General features: G+C 49.9%; 10 protein-coding genes. 4 read left to right on the top strand and 6 right to left on the bottom strand.

The window, feature by feature from the left end:
• The first annotated feature begins 17 nt into the window (after positions 1-17).
• Positions 18-2,945, top strand: coding sequence for an HD domain-containing phosphohydrolase (locus KDM87_RS16910; RefSeq protein WP_212680303.1), 2,928 nt, complete (start codon positions 18-20; stop codon positions 2,943-2,945).
• Positions 2,946-3,016: 71 nt separating this feature from the next.
• On the opposite strand, the gene KDM87_RS16915 is transcribed toward KDM87_RS16910, so the two are convergent.
• The 6 genes from KDM87_RS16915 to aptA all read right to left on the bottom strand — a co-directional run bounded on the left by KDM87_RS16915 (position 3,017) and on the right by aptA (position 11,829).
• Positions 3,017-4,258, bottom strand: coding sequence for a Zn-dependent hydrolase (locus tag KDM87_RS16915; protein ID WP_212680304.1), 1,242 nt, complete (start codon positions 4,256-4,258; stop codon positions 3,017-3,019).
• Between the two features lie 12 nt (positions 4,259-4,270).
• On the bottom strand, positions 4,271-5,689 hold the full coding sequence (gene hydA / locus KDM87_RS16920) for a dihydropyrimidinase (RefSeq protein ID WP_212680305.1): 1,419 nt from the start codon (positions 5,687-5,689) through the stop codon (positions 4,271-4,273).
• A 98-nt stretch (positions 5,690-5,787) separates the two neighbouring features.
• Positions 5,788-7,242 (bottom strand): NCS1 family nucleobase:cation symporter-1, encoded by a 1,455-nt coding sequence (locus tag KDM87_RS16925; RefSeq protein ID WP_212680306.1) that lies wholly within the window; start codon positions 7,240-7,242, stop codon positions 5,788-5,790.
• Positions 7,243-7,629: 387 nt separating this feature from the next.
• The gene (gene preA, locus KDM87_RS16930) at positions 7,630-8,904 is read right to left on the bottom strand and encodes an NAD-dependent dihydropyrimidine dehydrogenase subunit PreA (protein ID WP_212680307.1); all 1,275 of its coding nucleotides are present in this window, start codon (positions 8,902-8,904) and stop codon (positions 7,630-7,632) included.
• A 1-nt stretch (position 8,905) separates the two neighbouring features.
• Positions 8,906-10,264 (bottom strand): NAD(P)-dependent oxidoreductase, encoded by a 1,359-nt coding sequence (locus KDM87_RS16935; RefSeq protein ID WP_212680308.1) that lies wholly within the window; start codon positions 10,262-10,264, stop codon positions 8,906-8,908.
• A 254-nt stretch (positions 10,265-10,518) separates the two neighbouring features.
• Positions 10,519-11,829, bottom strand: coding sequence for an omega-aminotransferase AptA (aptA, locus tag KDM87_RS16940; RefSeq protein WP_230407845.1), 1,311 nt, complete (start codon positions 11,827-11,829; stop codon positions 10,519-10,521).
• A gap of 253 nt (positions 11,830-12,082) precedes the next feature.
• Here aptA and KDM87_RS16945 point away from each other — a divergent pair, with 253 nt between their 5' ends.
• The 3 genes from KDM87_RS16945 (at position 12,083) to KDM87_RS16955 (ending at position 17,711) form a co-directional block, all read left to right on the top strand.
• The gene (locus KDM87_RS16945; protein ID WP_329604948.1) at positions 12,083-13,567 is read left to right on the top strand and encodes an aminotransferase-like domain-containing protein; all 1,485 of its coding nucleotides are present in this window, start codon (positions 12,083-12,085) and stop codon (positions 13,565-13,567) included.
• A complete protein-coding gene (locus KDM87_RS16950) occupies positions 13,560-14,189 on the top strand; it encodes a TetR/AcrR family transcriptional regulator (protein ID WP_230407846.1) in 630 nt (209 codons plus the stop codon). The genes KDM87_RS16945 and KDM87_RS16950 overlap by 8 nt, the downstream gene beginning before the upstream one ends.
• A gap of 177 nt (positions 14,190-14,366) precedes the next feature.
• On the top strand, positions 14,367-17,711 hold the full coding sequence (locus KDM87_RS16955) for a PAS domain S-box protein (RefSeq protein WP_212680310.1): 3,345 nt from the start codon (positions 14,367-14,369) through the stop codon (positions 17,709-17,711).
• The last annotated feature ends 95 nt before the right edge of the window (positions 17,712-17,806 follow it).

Here is a 17,806-nt window from a genome sequence, read left to right on the forward strand (position 1 = left end):
ACTTCAGAAAGCATGCCATGCCGACGAAAAAGAACGTGTATTTCTATATCTACATTTCTTATTTTTTTACCGGACTTATTCTGATTTTTGCGCTGATTATGGGCGCGGTACAATTTCCGCACATGAGCAGGATCATTCTTGCGCAGGCGAACAATGCTTATGAGCTGATCGGTAAAGAAATTACTACCGATATCCGGGAAATTTATGAACCGGTAAAAAATCAGACGGAAATTCTGGCGCAGATTCATCCCTTACCCGGTAGCAGCCTGAATGAGCGACTGCGACATGTCGCCTATCTGGCGAAAGCAATAGAAAAACTGCCGTCGGCAACGTCCGCCTATGTCGGTTATGCCAATGGCGATTTTTTTCTATTGCGTCAGTTTGCAAAATCGAATGGCGGCAAAGAAGTATTTAACGCCCCGCCCGATACTATCTGGATAGCACAAAGCAGCAGCCATGATCATGGCCAACTGGTCGAATACCTCGTGTATCTGGACGACAAACTCAAAGAAATAAAACGGCTGGAAATTCCTTTAAGAAATTTCGATCCACGCCAACGTAACTGGTATCTGTCGGCGATGGAAAATCCAACCAGGGCTAACGTATCGGAGCCCTATTATTTCTTTACTACCGGACAAATCGGTATCACCTACTCACAAAAAATTGTGAATGAAGAAGCGGTGGTTGGCATCGATATTGAAATGCCGACGATACAAGACATCATCAGGAATCACAACATCACGCCCTCGACGACAATTGCACTGACGGATCAGCAAGGGCAGTTACTCGCATGGAAAAACGGGCGGTATGACAGCTATAAGCCGCAGATCAGTATACGTAAAGATGGCAGCAAAGGCATGCCGCTGCTCGCAGATCAGGATGCACCAGTGCTGAATCAAATCAGAAAAACTGAGGGATCGGCATCAGTAGAACAGACTCACACTAAAAGTGCCGCGATTGATGTGCACGGTGAGACCTGGTCAACATATCAGACAAAACTGCATATTCCTGGTGGGCAGGATCTGAACATACTGATCGCCAGTCCACATGCGGAACTGCTGGCAGACATCCTGAGCATGCGCAAACAAAACATCGTGATATTCGCGCTACTGCTGCTCGGAGAAATCGGCGTGACAATTTATTTTTCACGTCTGGCGTCAAAACCGTTGAATCAATTGTCAGATGAAGCGAAAAAAATTGCGCACTTCGACTTTCACAGCAAAATAGAAATTGAATCACGTATCAGAGAAATTGCTGATCTTGCTGATTCTATGAAAGGAATGAAAGCCACCATACAATCGTTTCTCGACATCGCCAGCAGCCTTGCGTCAGAAAGTAATTATGATCGTCTGCTGGCCAGAGTTTTAAAAGAAATGTCTGAAATAACGGGCGCCAAATCGGGCGTACTGTATCTGCATGAACCGCAAAAAAATGCGCTCAACGTTGTGCAGATTTATGCCGACCATCAGGTGGTTGAAACAGATGCGCAAAGCATCGCCATGAGTGATCACAGTCATCCGGTTGTCGCGGCCTGCCATTCCGGTTCGCAAATTATGCAACTACAGGCTGGCGATCTTAAAATTTTTTTCAGTGCATTACCAGAGTCGTCGCATGTAATGACACTGATTTCTATTCCGCTAAAAGACCGCAACAATACGCTTTCAGGTGCGATTGCACTGGTGATTGACGCAGCCGGAATTGATGAAGCCCATCTGGCGATGGCGGAAGCTGTATCTGGCGCGGCGGCAGTCGCAATAGAAAATCAACGTCTGATTCAGGAACAAAAAGCCTTACTGGCATCGTTCATACAACTGATCGCCAGTGCGATTGATGCGAAAAGCCCCTACACCGGCGGCCATTGCCAGCGCGTTCCTGTGCTGACAAAATTACTCGCACAAGCAGCCTGCAGAGAAACCAGTGGGCCGTATGCGAGCTTTAATCTGAATGACGACGAGTGGGAAGAATTGCATGTGGCCTCGTGGTTGCATGACTGCGGTAAAGTCACAACGCCGGAATACATCGTCGATAAGGCCACAAAACTGGAAACGCTGTATGACCGTATTCATGAAATACGCATGCGCTTTGAAGTAATGAAACGCGATGCCGAGATCGCTTACTGGCAAGCCATTGCCAATGGCGGGAATACGTCTGAACTGAAAGAAAAACTTGAGGCGGAAATCAAGCAACTGGATGACGACTTTGCCTTTATCGCCGAGTGCAATGAAGGTGGAGAATTCATGGCACCAGATAAGATCGCCCTTATAAAAGGGATCGCTGAACGCACATGGCTCAGAACATTATCGGACCGCATCGGTATTTCACACGATGAAAAAGAACGCAAAAACCGCACACCAGAACCGGCACTGCCAGCAAGAGAATATCTGCTCAGCGACAAACCTGAACACATTTTTACCCGCTCAGCACGCGATCACATTCCTGCAGATAATCCATGGGGCTTCAAGATAAAGGTGCCAGAGAATTTATATAACCGCGGCGAGCTGTATAACCTGTGCGTAACCCGTGGCACTTTGTCAGAAGAGGAACGCTATAAAATCAATGAACACATGACGCAAACCATCATGATGCTGGGGAAATTGCCGTTTCCGCGCTATCTGGCGAAGGTACCTGAAATCGCTGGCGGTCATCATGAAAAAATGGATGGCACCGGCTATCCGAAACGTCTGACCGGCGCAGAGATGAGTATCCCTGCGCGCATGATGGCCATCGCCGATATTTTTGAAGCCCTGACAGCGGCTGACCGACCGTACAAGAATGGGAAGAAATTATCTGAGGCCATCAAAATTATGAGCTTCATGAAAAAAGACCAGCATATTGATGGTGACTTATTCACGCTATTCCTGAAATCAGGTATCTATCTGGAATACGCGAAAATGTTTATGAAGACTGAACAAATTGATGAGGTGGATATACAAGCGTATATCTGACGCTAACAATCTGCATTGCAGATTAACAAAGTAAAGAGGTAAGAAGATGTTCTGTACCTCTTCGGATCGAGTTAAAGGCGCTGCGCTGTCGCCAGCATTGCGTGCAATAACACGTTGCACCCGGCAGCCAGATGCTCCGGCTTCGCGTCTTCGATTTCGTTATGGCTGATACCGTCTTTGCAGGGAACAAAGATCATGCCCGAAGGTGCCAGTCTGGCGGTGTAGATGGCGTCATGACCCGCACCGGAAACGACATCCATCGCGCTGTAACCCAACGCGGCAGTGGCATTGCGGACCGCTTCCACACAATCAGGATGAAACGGACACGGCGGATAATAAGAGACTCTTTCGACACTAATCTGAAGTCCGCTGTTGTTGCTGGTCTGCTCAACAAACGCCAGAATTTCCTGATGCATAGTGTCGAGTAATTCTGAAGACACGTTACGCAGATCAATACTGAATTTGACTTCACCGGGAATCACGTTACGGCTGTTCGGAAATACCTGCACCATGCCAACGGTGCCGCGACCATATGGTGGATAACGATTACCGATGTTCACCACTTCCTGCATGATGCCAGTGGCGACTTGCAATGCATCTTTACGTAAGCCCATCGGTGTCGGGCCTGCGTGCGCCTCCATTCCGGTAACCACACAATCGTACCAGGAAAGACCCAGTACTCCCGGCACAACACCGATCACTTTGTCCGCATCTTCGAGCACCGGGCCTTGTTCTATATGCGTTTCAAAATATACGCCAATAGGGTGCTGTCCTGGTATTTCTGCGCCTTTATATCCTATGCGTTCGAGTTCTTCGCCGACGGTTTTACCTTCAGTGTCTTTCGCTGCATACGCGGTTTCCAGCGTAAATGCACCACAGAAAACACCTGAGCCCATCATCACCGGCACAAAACGCGAGCCTTCTTCATTGGTCCAGAACGCGACTTCGATCGGTGCTTCTGTTTCGATATGATGATCGTTCAGCGTACGCACAACCTCCAGCGCGGCCAGCACACCATAGTTACCATCAAACTTGCCGCCGGTAGGTTGGGTATCGATATGACTGCCGGACATTACCGGTGGCAGCGCAGAATTTCGCCCGGCTCGACGCATGAAGACATTGCCGATCTGATCGACGGTAACGCTCATGCCAGCCTGCTTACCCCAGGAGACAACCAGATCACGGCCTTGCTTATCAAGGTCAGTCAGCGCCAAACGTTTCACACCACCTTTCGCAGTTGCGCCTATCTGTGCGAGTTCCATCAGGGATGACCATAAGCGATCACCATTAATTCTTAAATCTGCTGCAGACATGTTGTACTCCTGTCAGATTGCATTGTGCATTTTGCTGAGTGCGCCGAACATCGCTGAAAACGGTGGGCGCTGAATGTATTTGCCATGACCGGCGACGGCACGCAAATCACCTTCTTTAAAGACCAGTTGCCCGCCACTGATCGTATGGGTAGGAATGCCCTTCACTGTGCGGCCCTCAAAGACGTTGAAATCGCCTTTCGAAAATTGTGTTTTGACCGATAATGTCTTGCTGCCTTCCGCATCCCACAATACGATGTCAGCATCCGCACCGGCAGCAATCACACCTTTACGTGGATAGATATTAAAAATCTGAGCGCAATTAGCTGACGTGACTTTCACAAATTCGGAAGGCGTCAGACGACCGGTATTCACGCCGGCATCCCATAACACCATCATGCGTTCTTCTATGCCGCCACAACCGTTCGGAATTTTGGTGAAATTATCTTTCCCCATCGCTTTTTGTTCAGCGCAAAATGTGCAGTGATCAGTTGCTGTGGTGTGCAGATTCCCACCTTGTAACCCCTGCCACAAAGCCTGCTGGTGACTGCTGCTGCGGAAAGGCGGGCTCATGACATGCCCGGCTGCCTGCGCAAATTCAGGGTGCTGATAGACGCTGTCGTTAATCGTCAGATGTCCGGCCAGTACTTCACCAAAGACACGCTGACCACTCGCACGGGCACGTGTAATCGCACCCAGCGATTCGGCACACGACACATGTACAACATACAGCGGCGTATTGAGTACATTCGCAATCGCGATGGCGCGCTGGGCGGCTTCCCCCTCTACCATCGGCGGGCGGGATAAGGGATGAGCGTCTGGCCCGGCTTTACCTTCTTGCAGCAAACGTTGCTGTAACAGATAAACCAATTCACCATTTTCCGCATGCACGGTCGGCATCGCCCCTAGTTCCAGTGCGCGACTAAAGCTTTTCACGAGGATTTCGTCATCGGCCATGATGGCGTTTTTATACGCCATGAAATGCTTGAAGCTGTTGACACCATGTTCGCGTACCAGCGTTCCCATATCGGCATGTACGCTATCGTCCCACCAGGTTACCGCGACATGAAACGAGTAATCGGCAGCCGATTTTTCTGCCCAACCACGCCAGAGATGAAATGCCTCCATCAGGCTTTGCTGCGGATCGGGAATAACGAAGTCAATGATGCTGGTCGTACCGCCAGCCAAGCCTGCCGCGGTGCCACTAAAGAAATCATCCTGCGTGACGGTTCCCATGAATGGCAACTGCATGTGCGTATGCGGATCAATTCCACCTGGCATGACATACAAGCCAGCGGCATCAATGATTTCAGCACCGGCAGGGGCTTCCAGTTGCTCGCCTACCGCCAGAATTTTTCCGCCATCACACAACACATCCGCCTGAAATTCACGGTCTGCATTCACTACCGTACCACCACGAATCAGAATACTCATCACCCCTCCGTTCCGAATACTGCAATGAAAGAGGTCAACGCAGGTTCACCTCATTTGAATTCAGCTTCACAGACACGTACGCCTGTCACTTGATACCATCAAACGGCAGCGCGCTTATTTCGCATCAACACAAAATACACGATACCGGAAATCGCCAGGCCGACAAACCAGGCATAGGTATAAATCGTTTTCAGCATCGCGGAAACCTCTGGAAAAGAAGCTGGAAATGCGGCGTTCAGGAAGCCCGGAATGTTGGGTATAACACCAATCGCAAATGCCATCACTGCCGCCATATTCCAGCCCTTACGGTAGCTGTATTGACCATGCTCCTCATACAAAGCGGGTACATTAATCTGCGTCTGGCGAATGAAGTAATAGTCGATAATCAGAATACCGGCAATAGGCCCAAGCAGAGCTGAGTAGCCGATCAGCCATGTGAAGATATAGCCTTGTGTGGTTTCCAGAATTTTCCACGGCATCATTACCAGCGCAATACCGGCGGTAATGTAGCCACCGGTTTTATACGAAATCAATTGGGGATTTAATGCCGAGAAATCGTAAGCGGGGCCGACAAGATTCGCGGCAAGATTGACCGAGACGGTATCGATCAGCAAAATCACCAGCGCAATCAGCACGGCAGCACCTGTCATGCGGCTCGCCACATCCACCGGGTCCCACAAAGCCTTGCCATATAAAACGACAGTCGCTGAAGTGACGATCACCGCCATTAAAGCCAATAAGCCCATAGGTGCAGGCAAACCCACAGTCTGACCAAGTATCTGATCTTTTTGTGATTTGGCAAAACGTGTGAAATCAGGAATATTCAGTGCGAGTGTTGCCCAAAAACCGATCATCGCAGTCAGCGACGGCCAGAATGTCGTCCAGAATTGTCCTGCTTTTTTTCCGCCTTCAACAAACTGTGAAGGCTGATCCAGCAAAGCGCCAAAACTGCCTGCCTTGTTGTACACCCATGCCAGTAACACGAAACAGATAAGTATCTTTAATGGCGCCGTATATGTCTCAAGCTGACGTATCGATTCCATGCCATGAAAAATGTACCAGAACTGTATGCCCCAAAAAATCAGAAAACAAACCAGTTGTGCAGCATTGATCCCTAAGCCTGCGATGTTGTCGCCGCCAAGCGGATGACCGAGCAAGACGCCGCCCAGTGTGTAAATCATTTGTCCGCCAAACCATGTTTGTATGCCATACCAGCCACAGGCAACAATCGCTCGCATCAGTGCGGGCAAACGTGCACCGCGCACGCCAAACGAGGTACGCGCCAGCACCGCATAAGGGATACCATATTTTGCACCGGCGTGACCAATCAAAAGCATAGGAACCAGCACAATCGCATTCGCCAGAAATACTGTCCAGACCGCCTGATAGCCTGACATGCCGCCCTCAATCAGACTGGCAGACAAGGTGTAAGCGGGAATGCACATCACCATGCCGACCCATAACGCGGCGAAGTGATACCAACGCCAGGTGCGCTGCGCTTCTGAGGTCGGTGCTAAATCCTCATTCCAAAGTTGATTACTTTCCGATTGCATATCGTTTTTCTCCAAGGTCAATATCTGAGGATTTGCACAAACTCATCCGTACATAGCAGCACGACGGATACAGACAACAATGCCAATGTTGAGCGGAATGATATGCCGCCAAACTATCTTAAAATCATGGCAGATGTTTGACTTACTTAGCAAACTTCATTCCACAAAACACACATATCAGCTGTCTGACTTTTTCCCTCAGCCAGTGCCGTATCCATTCCTGTCAAATCCGGTACGACACGAATTCAGGTCATAACGGAACAAAGCGGGATTTATACGCTCACCTAAGACTGATGACAAGCAAAGCATGAAACAGATCCGACACGGACCTTGCCTGAGCAACGGACATAGCGACTTCCTTGCGCAAGCTGTTGGCTACTCGGTTCACTATTTATTGAGCGCCCGGGGATTACGCGGGTCTTGTGTCCAGTTCATATAAGGCTTGCCCGTCGCCTGCGGCACCATCGTGATGCATTGTTCGACAGGGCAAGTGATCTGACACAGATTGCAGCCCACGCATTCTTCTGCTTTCACTTCGTAACGACGCGTGCCTTCTGCGCTGATCAGCTGTGCAATCGATTGATGCGAGGTATCTTCGCAGGCAATATAACAGCGACCGCATTGTATGCATTTATCCTGATCAATTTCCGCGATGACCTGATAATTCATATCCAGATATTTCCAGTCGGTGGTATTCGCCACCGCTTTTCCTGCGAAATCACTGATACGCTGATAGCCTTTTTCATCCATCCAGCGCGACAAACCATCCTGCATTTCTTTAACGATGCGAAAGCCATGCAGCATCGCTGCGGTACAAACCTGAACCGACCCGGCACCCAATGCCAGAAACTCAGCGGCATCGCGCCAGTTACTGACACCACCGATGCCGGAAATCGGCAAACCTTTGGTCGCCGGATCACGCGCAATTTCGGCGACCATATTGAGCGCAATCGGCTTAACCGCACTGCCACAATAACCGCCATGCGTACTCTGTGTACCAACAATCGGCCGGGCAATCATCTGATCGAGATCGATCGAGGTAATAGAATTAATCGTATTAATTAAAGATACCGCATCAGCGCCACCTGCAAACGCAGCGCGTGCCGGAATACGTACATCGGTAATATTAGGGGTCAGCTTCACAATCACGGGTAATGAGGAATATTTTTTGCACCAGCGTGTAATCATTTCTACGTATTCGGGCACCTGCCCCACCGCCGCGCCCATACCGCGTTCCGGCATCCCATGTGGGCATCCGAAGTTCAGTTCTATACCATCGGCACCAGTTGCTTCCACTAAAGGCAGCACACGTTTCCAGCTTTCCTCTTCGCACGGAAACATTAACGATACGATCATCGCGCGATCCGGCCAGTCTTTTTTTACTTGCGTGATTTCCTGCAAATTCAATTCCAGACTACGGTCAGTAATCAGCTCTATATTATTGAAGCCGATCACTTCGCGATTTTTGCCAAAGTGCGCAGAATAGCGTGAAGAGACGTTCACTGGTGGCGGATCTTCACCCAGCGTTTTCCAGACGACACCACCCCAGCCCGCTTCAAACGCACGCACTACGTTATAGGCTTTATCGGTCGGTGGTGCCGATGCAAGCCAGAATGGATTCGGTGCTTGAATACCAGCAAAATTTACAGAGAGATCAGCCATATCACACCTTCGCTTTCAAATCGTCATTGATCGCCAGCGCAGCCAGCTTGCCATGTTGTACCGCCTGTACGGTCAGATCTTGTCCGGCAGTGATGCAATCGCCACCGGCATACACCTTCGCCAGACTGGTTCTGTATTTTTCATCGACCCGGATCTTGCCTCCCTCAAGCTGTAAATGCTGTGCCGCAGTATCCTGCAGAATGGCCAGATCCAGGCTCTGCCCTATCGCTTTAAATATCGCCTGGGCCGGAAGTTCTATTGTTTCACCCGTTGTTTTCAGTTTCCCATCAACGACAACGGTCTTTTCAAATCGCATTCCAGCGACGTTTCCAGCGGTATCCAACAACACTTCCTGTGGCTGCGCCCAGGTCAGGATACGAACCTGATTTTCCTTCGCAATCGATTGCTCGTGCGCAGTCGCAGACATATCTTCTGCACCGCGGCGATACACCAGCGTCACGTCTTCTGCACCAAGACGGGCAATCTGAACTGCCATATCAATCGCCGTGTTACCCGCGCCAATCACGACACACTGACGCGGAACCGGCAAGCGACTCAGATCATCGGTCTGACGCAATTCTGCGATGTAATCGACTGCCGCGACGATACCAGGTGCATCTTCATCAGCAAGACCAAGCCGACGGCTCGCACCTAAACCTACAGCCAGAAACACGGCATCGTAGTCACGCTGTAAATCAGACAGATTTACATTTTTTCCTAATACCTGACCATGCCGCACACTAATCCCACCAATCTGCAACAGAAAATCGACTTCGCGCTGGGCTGTCTCGCCAACTAATTTGTATTTGGCAATGCCGTATTCGTTCAATCCGCCAGAGCGTGGCTGAGCTTCAAATATCACGACGTCATGCCCTGCTCGCGCCAGTTGATGGGCACAAGAAAGACCGGCAGGGCCTGCGCCGACAATCGCGATTTTTTTTCCAGTCGCGGCGGCACGCGTAAATGGATGCGCCGGAAAATGCATGTGATCCAAGGCATAGCGCTGCAGCAAACCTATTCTGACTGGTGCCCCTTCAGCATCATGATTACGCACGCATGCGTGCTCACATAAAATCTCTGTCGGGCAAACACGTGCACAACTGGCACCGAGAATGTTCTGATCCAAAATACTTTTTGCCGCACCATTGATATTGCCGGTCGCAATGTTCTGAATAAAACCGGGAACGTCTATTTCAGTAGGACAGATGCGTGTGCAAGGTGCATCATAACAATACAAACAGCGTTCGCTTTCTATCGCAGCTTGACGACTGCTTAAACCTGGTTGCAGATCGGTGAATTTTTCCTGCAGTTGTTCATTGCTACAAGTCGCTGATGCAACATGCTTGAGTGCTTCCAACATAGGTGGCTCCAATTCAGCAATATCGTTGGTGATTGTTTATTTCTGATGACAACAACTTCGTCTGTTTTTGTTAGCAATTTTCGTGACAGGGGCACAGCAATAACAGTAACGGCGACACCGGTGATGCTCAGCTAAAGTAAGCAAACATCAAATTGGTGTCGCCGTCATCGGCAGCACAAAACTCTTTTTCGTTAAGAAGCGTCGCAACAGATCGCTGACAGTGACGAAGTGACGTCAGCGTCCGGCGCAATAGTTCAAACCGTTTTCTTCAGGATATCGGCGAGTTTTCCAAACAAATCATCGATATGTTTTTTCTCCAGTACTAAAGGAGGTGATAAAGCAATGATGTCGCCAGTCGTGCGTATCAACACACCTTCGGCAAAGGCCTGTTTGTACACCGCCATCGCACGCGCACCGACTTTTCCAGGAATCGATGCCAGCTCGATCGCACCGATCAGGCCAACGTTACGCAAGTCGATCACATGCGGCAAACCTTTCAGTGAATGCAGTGCATCTTCCCAATACGTAGTCATGCTTTGCGCGTGCTCCAGCACTTTTTCTTCTTTGAATACTTTGAGTGAAGCCAGCCCTGCGGCACATGCCAGTGGGTGACCTGAATAGGTATAACCATGGAAAAACTCGATGCCAGCGGGACTGTCCAGCAGCGTTTCATAAATCATAGCTTTACTGAAGACAGCCCCCATTGGTACAACACCATTGGTCAGCCCTTTGGCGGTCGTCATCAGATCAGGTGTGACATCAAAAAAATCGCTGGCAAACGGTGTTGCCATACGTCCGAAGCCGGTAATCACCTCATCGAAAATCAGCAGAATACCGTGCTTATCGCATAATTCGCGCAAGCGTTTCAGGTAGCCTTTGGGCGGCAGAATCACACCAGCGGAGCCCGACAATGGTTCCACAATGACTGCAGCTATCGTCGATACGTCATGTAACGCAACGATGCGATCGAGCTCCTCGGCGAGATGGGTGCCATATTCAGGAATGCCACGGCTATATGCATTTTTTTCGAGGTTATAGGTATGCGGCAGATAATCGACGCCACCCAGCAAATTCGCAAATTGTTTGCGATTCGCCGGCAAGCCACCGAGCGACATGCCACCAAAGCCTACACCATGGTAGCCACGCTCACGGCTGATGAAGCGGGTGCGTTGCGCCTCGCCACGCGCACGGTGATATGCCAGCACCATCTTCATCGCCGTATCAACAGATTCGGAACCAGAATTGGTATAAAACACCTGACCAAACTTATTCCCACTGTAATCAATTAACTGTTCAGCGAGTTCAAATGCGGCTGGATGCCCCATCTGAAATGCCGGTGCATAATCCAGCGTCGCAATTGCTTCCTGCACCGCTTTGACGATCGTCGGATGAGAATGCCCCAGCGGCACACACCACAGGCCAGCAGTACCATCGAGAATCTCGCGACCATCCTGATCGCGGTAATACATCCCGGCAGCCGAAGCAACGACACGCGGTGCTTCCTTGTAATCACGATTGGCCGTAAACGGCATCCAGTACGCATTGAGTTGTTGTTTGCTAAGCATGTGGCTCTCCTGAAATAATTTACCGATTGGTAAAAGTATGATGAAATCCTAACCAAGCATATGCACAGAAGACATATACAGCCAGTGGAATTTCATCCAACCGTATTGGCTTTCTGAACTGCACAGTTTTGATCAAAACGATCCGGATTGAGAATCTGATCGCCGGTAGTAATCACCAGTAGTGATGGCCGGTAATAAAAGCAAATGACATACCAATAGTTGTCATGGTCGCAGTTCCGGGCAGGATCGCGGCTTGAGCGTTGCAGCATCGGGGGGGATACAAATGGAGTTGACCAAAGAAATGCAACAGACACCTGAACCATGGATCTGGCCGCAGCTGACGCTGGAACGCGGGCGTCAGGCAAGTCTGGTGGAGCAGATCGTCCGCGAAGTAAGCCAACTGATCCGGCAAAATCGCTTAGCGCTCGGCAGCAAGATGCCATCGGTACGTCAGTTTGCTAAATGCAATGCCGTCAGCACCTTCACTGTCGTCGAATCCTACGAGCGACTGATCACACTCGGCATGCTGAGTTCGCGCCGAGGCTCAGGCTATTTTGTGAGCAAACCTGCCAGTGCCCCATCGCCCCTGCTACAAGCGACCACACCTGCCATGCTGGATGCGTTAAGCCCCGATTTGTATTCCGGTGTTTCATCTGCTTTACCGGTAGGCTCAGGCTGGTTACCACCGGAATGGTATGGTGACGACGTCCTGCTCGACGCACTCAGACAAGCGATGCGCATCCCAACCCAACGTCTGCGCGGCTATGGTCATCCGGCCGGCCTTCCCAGTCTGCGTCAGCATCTGGCTCAGCAGTTGTCACAAGAATTGTTTCAGCTTGATGCGGAACAGATCCTGCTGACCAACGGTGCGACACATGCGTTTGACCTGATATTACGAACGCTGTGTAAGCCCGGCGACACCGTGCTGGTGGAAAATCCAGGTTACAGCAATTTACTGTCACTGATACGCCATCATGGTTGCATTCCGGTCGGGATACAAAGGGATGCACATGGACTGGACCTTGATGCACTGATGGAAAAAGCCATACTGCATCAGCCAAAAATCATGTTTGTGAACACGGTACTGCAAAACCCGCTCGGCACCAGCCTTTCGCAGGCGCAGGCGCATCGCCTGCTTGCACTGGCAGAGCAATTCGATTTCTGGCTGGTTGAAGATGATATCTACCGCGAACTTTGCACACGCCCCGAACCGTCTTTAGCTGCGATGGATGGGCTCAGGCGTGTGATACGGGTAGGTAGTTTTTCCAAAGTGCTGTCGCCTACACTACGCGTTGGTTCACTGTGTGCGTCGCACTCGCTGATCGATGAGTTACTGCGCATCAAAATGCTGACAGGATTGACGACATCGGAAATCAATGAACGTGCGGTGTTGCACGCGATCAGCTCCCGACTCTACCGACGCATGCTGGAAAAACTTAAACGACAACTCGACACCGCGCGTACTGAGGCAATCAGACTGCTACAGGATGCAGGCCTTACCCTGCTGACTGAACCACGTGGCGGCATGTTTATCAGCGCCGGATTGCCTGGCTCGACAAGTACAGCCCACGAGATAACGACACTGGCGCTGCACGCGGGCATATTACTGGCTCCAGCAGATTTTTTCAGTCTTCAGGCAAGCACTTATCCGTGGTTCCGTTTCAATATTGCGTATTGCAACTCAGCGCAATTGCTCACATTTTTACGCGGCATCAGCGATGAGTCCGTGCATGGATAAACGTGTGGAAAAAATCTCCAGCGCGCGTGATGCCATTGAGATTCGCATCTTACAAAGCGCGACACAGGTATTTGCAGAATCCGGATTTCATGGCAGCTCATTGGCCGTGATCGCGGAACGTGCAGGTATCTCTAAACAAAATTTATTGTATTACTTCGCCAATAAACAAGTGTTGTACCAGAAAGTACTGGATCAGATTCTGGATCAATGGCTGGAACGCATGGATTTTCTCGCCAGTTCAGATGAAGAACCTGAGCAATTATTGCGGCAATACATACACGCGAAATTACGTTTTTCAAAAGAGCAACCGCAGGCCTCACGTGTCTATGCGATGGAAGTCATCAGCGGTGCGGCTGTGTACTCTCAGCAGATGCGTGAAAAAATTTTGCCTCTGTTTAAAAAGGATATTGCGACGTTTGAAAAATGGATCGCAGCGGGCAAAATCAAGGCCATCAACGCGACCCATTTATTATTTTCCATCTGGGCGATGACACAGTCGTATGCGGACTTTGCAACGCAAATGAATCTGGTTCTTGCGCAGGATTCGTTATCAGAACAGGATTTCGATGACGCAGAGGAATTCATCGTCAGCATGGTTTTACACAGGCTGCACGCTTCCTGAGCGCTCGCCACACAGGGAAAACATGAAAGTCATGCGAAGAAAATAGATTTTTCAATAATAAAAAATGGTGTTTTTTGTTAAACATTATTAGTTGTACCAGTGAAACATGTTACCCAGCCTGCTTTCATGATATGAATGTCAGTTACTCTGAATTGATGCCTGTACCGAATTTCACCTATGTTGCCACCGGAATATCCTGAAAATGAAGCGCTGCGTCTCAGTACGCTCAGGGAATGCCGTCTGCTCGACAGCCAGCCCGAGGAGAGGTTTGATCGCCTGACACGCCTTGCGCGCCAGCTTTTTCACACCGATATCGCTCTGATTTCCTTGATTGACGAGGAACGACAATGGTTTAAATCCAGGCAAGGACTGGAAGCGCAGGAAACACATCGCGACATTTCATTTTGCGGTCACGCCATTTTGTCGAGTGACGTCTACGTTGTGGAAGATGCCAGCAAAGATATACGGTTCAGCGATAACCCTCTGGTTCTGGACGCACCCCACATTCGTTTTTATGCCGGCGCACCTTTGCATACAAAAAATGGACAGCGTATCGGCACACTCTGCATTATCGATAGTAAAGCCAGGATTCTGACCAAACAAGAATTGGCATCGCTGCGCGATCTGGCCGACTGTGTCGAACATGAAATTGCTAACGAGCAGGCGCACCGTCAGCACGATGCCTTACTGACGCTGGCACGCATCACTTCGCTTACCTTCGATGATCCGCAAACCTTATTGCGGGAAACGCTCGCGCTGGGTTGTGAATATCTGAAGCTGAGCACCGGCATCATATCCAAAAACGAAGGCGATCATATTTACGTCAGCGTACTGCAATCATCGCTGGAAGCTTTACACGAAGGGCAGCTGTTTCCCAAAAATCAGACCTATTCTGATTTGCTGAAAGTCGATGAAGGCGTTGTCTGCATTGAGCATATAGCTCAGAGCGAATTCAGCAATCATCCGAGTTACCAACGCTTCAGGCAAGAGACCTATATCGGTATTCCTCTTTTTCTGGAAGGTCATCGGTATGGAACGCTGGGGTTTTCAGATGGACATCCCCGCGCCACTGCCTATAGCGAAGTCGAAATTGAATTCATCAACGTCCTGGGCGACTGGGTCAACAGCACGCTGAAACGACTGGCGCTGGATCATGCGCTGGAACTGCAGCAAAAATTGAACGACGCCGTCGCCCGGGCTCAATCACAATTTATCAAAGGCCGGGATAAGCGCGAAGGTATCAGGACATTGCTGAACGACATAGTTCTGCTTACTGGCAGCCGATACGGTCAGGTCTGCAAGGTGCAGCAAAGTAAAACAGGCGGCTATATCCTGAAAAATTATGTCAGCGCAGAGCTTGCTGACAACACTGATCGCGCGACTTCCGACGCTGAGCAAAATGATTTTCCAAAAGAGGTGGTAGCACATTATCTGGATGCGCAGTTTGCTCAGGTTCTTAGCACTGGGCAAGCTGTATCCGGCAATGCCATCAGCGGTGCGCTTCATCGATTCTTGTGTATTCCGGTTTATTACAATGGCGATATTGTCGCCACTATAGGGCTAATCAACAGCAGCGATGCTTACGATCAGCAAACAATAGATTTTCTGCAACCCGCGCTGATTACGATAGGCCAGTTGATCGACGCCGCCAGAGTGCAGCGCCAGCATGAAGAAGGTGAACGACGTCTGGCAAATATTATCGAGGGCACCAACATTGGCACCTGGGAATGCGATATCGCCAGCGGAGAAACCGTCTACAACGAACGGTGGGCTGAAATGCTCGGTTACACGCTGGCAGAGCTGGAGCCCACGACTGTTCAGACCTGGCTGGATTTATGTCACCCTGAAGACTTGAAACGATCAAGCGAAATGCTGGATCAACATTTCAAGGGCGAGTTACCCTACTTCGATCTGATCAGCCGTATGCGTCATAAGGACGGGCACTGGGTATGGATCCGAGACCGGGGGTGCGTGGTCAGTTGGAGCGAAGATGGCAAACCACTCGTTATGTCGGGTAGCCATCAGGATGTCACACAGGAGCGACTGGCGGAGGAAAAACTGGCGCATGCTTATGCGCTCATGGAACAGTCGAACACGGCAGCACGCATAGGCACATGGGAATTCGACATTCAGAGTCGTAAAGTTTTCTGGAGCCAGGTAACCAGACAAATCCACGAAGTCAGCGACGATTATGAGTCTGATGCCGACCATGCTTTGTTATTTTACAAGCCGGGGAAAAACCGTGACCGGATCTTGCAGCTGATGCGTGAAGCGATTGCAGACGGGAAAAAATTTGACGAAGAATTTGAAATCATTACGGCGAAACATAAGCAATGCTGGGTTCGTGCAATCGGCTTGCCATACTATCAGGATGATCAGATCGTTCGCATCTACGGGATTTTTCAAGACATCAGCGACAGCAAGGCAAATGCCGAAGCCTTGCGTGATCAGGCCGCACACACCGAAGCCATTCTCGACAATGTGCTTGATGGCATCGTCACAATCGATCACACCGGTAAGGTTGATGCGTATAACGCCGCCGCGGCAAAAATATTTGGTTATAACAAAGACGAAGTGATCGGACAGAATTTCAATATGCTGCTACCAGTCTGGGATGGTGGCAGCCGAAATCAGAAGATCCGGCAAAATGCATTTGAAGAGGGTATTGGCGTCACGCAGGAAGTCGAGGCCAGACGTAAAGATGGCAGCATTTTCCCACTGGATTTATCCGTCTCAACCGTGCGACGCCGCGGACACCCTTTGTATATCGGGCTGGTGCGCGATATTACCGAACGCAAGCGGCTGGAGAGAATTAAAAACGAATTTATTTCTACCGTCAGTCATGAATTGAGAACGCCGCTCACCTCGATTTCGGGTGCGCTCGGTCTGGTGCTCGGCGGTGCTACCGGTGCATTACCAAAAAATCTGGCCCCGTTACTGACCATTGCCAGCAAAAATAGCCAGCGCCTGACTTTCCTGATTAATGATTTACTGGACATGGAAAAACTCAGCGCCGGGCAGATGCATTTCAATATACAACATTACCCTCTGAATTATCTGCTCACGCAAGCACTGGAAAGCAATCTGACGTTCGGTACGCAAAGAAAAATTCATCTGCAATTACAGGCACCAGTTCCGGATGCCACTGTTGCCGTCGATAGTCAGCGGCTGATGCAGATATTGTCCAACCTGCTATCGAATGCGATCAAATATTCACCTGAGAATGAAACGGTAGAAATCAGTGCAGCCATCAGGAAAAATACCGTGCGCATTTCCGTACGCGATCATGGTGAAGGTATTCCAGCCGATTTTCATTCACGTATTTTCCAGAAATTTGCCCAGGCTGATTCATCCAACACCAGGGAAAAAGGTGGTACTGGCCTTGGTCTGGCGATTTCCAGAGAGCTGGTTGAACACATGGGTGGCCACATCGGTTTTGATTCCGGCTTACACAAAGGGGCACATTTCTATATCGATCTGCCCATCGCTGCACCCCGCCCACCGACACCTGTATCAAAGTAAAAAGACGCTGGGGCAGCTATAATCTCGTTAGTGCGAAAATTCCAAAAGTAAATGTCCTCGCCGGATTTTTACTCCCGCAGTGGTTGATGCAGATG

It is taken from the genome of Cognatundibacterium rivi, assembly GCF_018139565.1.
Classification (GTDB): domain Bacteria; phylum Pseudomonadota; class Gammaproteobacteria; order Burkholderiales; family Burkholderiaceae_D; genus Undibacterium; species Undibacterium rivi.

Bases quoted from the DNA above. Each gene is read 5' to 3' on its own strand.
- KDM87_RS16910 (WP_212680303.1), top strand. From the start codon at position 18: ATGCCGACGAAAAAGAACGTGTATTTCTATATCTACATTTCTTATTTT.
- KDM87_RS16915 (WP_212680304.1), bottom strand. From the start codon at position 4,258: ATGTCTGCAGCAGATTTAAGAATTAATGGTGATCGCTTATGGTCATCC.
- hydA (WP_212680305.1), bottom strand. From the start codon at position 5,689: ATGAGTATTCTGATTCGTGGTGGTACGGTAGTGAATGCAGACCGTGAA.
- KDM87_RS16925 (WP_212680306.1), bottom strand. From the start codon at position 7,242: ATGCAATCGGAAAGTAATCAACTTTGGAATGAGGATTTAGCACCGACC.
- preA (WP_212680307.1), bottom strand. From the start codon at position 8,904: ATGGCTGATCTCTCTGTAAATTTTGCTGGTATTCAAGCACCGAATCCA.
- KDM87_RS16935 (WP_212680308.1), bottom strand. From the start codon at position 10,264: ATGTTGGAAGCACTCAAGCATGTTGCATCAGCGACTTGTAGCAATGAA.
- aptA (WP_230407845.1), bottom strand. From the start codon at position 11,829: ATGCTTAGCAAACAACAACTCAATGCGTACTGGATGCCGTTTACGGCC.
- KDM87_RS16950 (WP_230407846.1), top strand. From the start codon at position 13,560: ATGGATAAACGTGTGGAAAAAATCTCCAGCGCGCGTGATGCCATTGAG.
- KDM87_RS16955 (WP_212680310.1), top strand. From the start codon at position 14,367: ATGTTGCCACCGGAATATCCTGAAAATGAAGCGCTGCGTCTCAGTACG.